At 61.9% G+C, this 1,339-nt stretch carries 1 protein-coding gene and 1 pseudogene; both read left to right on the top strand.

The features are described 5' to 3' along the window. The coding region (gene argH / locus V6C07_RS12880; RefSeq protein WP_333536876.1) for an argininosuccinate lyase at positions 1 to 914 on the top strand (914 nt) is incomplete at its 5' end. Between the two features lie 15 nt (positions 915 to 929). Then, positions 930 to 1,339 (top strand): annotated as a pseudogene (locus V6C07_RS12875) (hypothetical protein); the annotation flags it as partial.

The raw sequence follows: 1,339 nt of genomic DNA, 5'->3' as shown, positions 1-1,339 counted from the left end.
AGCCCGTGAGCCTGGCCCACCATCTGCTGGCCTATGCCTGGATGTTCCGGCGAGACGCCATGCGCCTTGAAGACTGCCTTGACCGGGTGCGCGTCTCTCCCCTGGGCGCAGCCGCTCTGGCAGGCACAACGTATCCGCTTGACCCGCAAAGCGTGGCTGAGGACGTGGGCTTTACCGGGGTTTACAACAACTCGATGGATGCCGTGTCCGACAGGGATTTTGTTCTTGAAGCCCTGTTTGGCGGCTCCACCATCATGATGCACCTCTCTCGCCTGTGCGAAGAGATCATTCTGTGGGCCAATCCCGCTTTCGGCTTTGTCCGCCTGCCGGACAGCTACGCCACAGGCTCCTCCATCATGCCGCAAAAGAAAAATCCCGATGTGGCGGAGCTTATGCGCGGTAAGACCGGGCGCGTCTACGGCTCGCTCATGGGCATGCTTACAACCATGAAAGCCCTGCCCCTGGCCTACAATCGCGACATGCAGGAAGACAAGGAAGGTTTTCTTGACGCCGACAGGACAGTGGAAACATCTTTGCGGCTCATGGCCGGCATGATGGAAGAAATTTCCTTTCGCACGGAGCGCATGCGCGAAGCCTGCAAGGCCGGTTTCCTCAACGCCACGGAGCTGGCCGACTATCTTGTGGGCAAGGGGCTTCCCTTCCGCGAGGCGCACCATGTTACCGGTCAATGTGTGGCTGCGGCGGAAAAGCAGGGCAAAGGGCTTGAAGACCTTACCCTGCCCGAAATGCAGGCCCTTGAGCCACGCATTGATGAAGACGTGTACGCAGTGCTGGACTATACGGCCGCTGTACAGCGGCGTGAAACCTTCGGCGGAACCGGGCCGCAATCCGTGGCCGCGCAAGTGGCCCAGCTCAGAACATGGCTTGCCGGTATGGACGGCATGGCCCAGTAGCAGGAAACCCCTCGCATGTCCGCACCAACCGCACCAGAGTCCGACAGCGCGCCTGACGGCCAGTGGCCCCAATGGATGGAAGACACGCGCCTGGAAGACACCCTGGCCGCCGACGCCTATGAAGCAACGCCGCCCACATGGCGGGCCGCCATAAAAACAGGGCTGGCTCTCGCGCACATGCATTTCGGCTCCAGTGCCGGGCATGGGCGCGAAACCCAAAGCAACGACCGGCTCGGCTTCTGGCGCGAACATGAAAATCAGGCAGCGGCCTGGACAATCATTGCCTTTCCGCCGTCCTATGCGGCGGCGGCACGTCTGGCAGCGGCCTGCATTGCCCCCATCCTGGCCGACGTTCCCCTTGTGGGCGCTGTCTGTGTAGGCGGAACACCCCACGCCTCCGCCCTTGTGAGCCTGGAATTGAGCGG

The organism is Desulfovibrio sp. 1214_IL3152 (assembly GCF_036763055.1).
GTDB lineage: Bacteria > Desulfobacterota > Desulfovibrionia > Desulfovibrionales > Desulfovibrionaceae > Desulfovibrio.
Note: the sequence above shows the minus strand (reverse complement) of the source record. Positions and strands in the feature narration are given on the sequence as shown.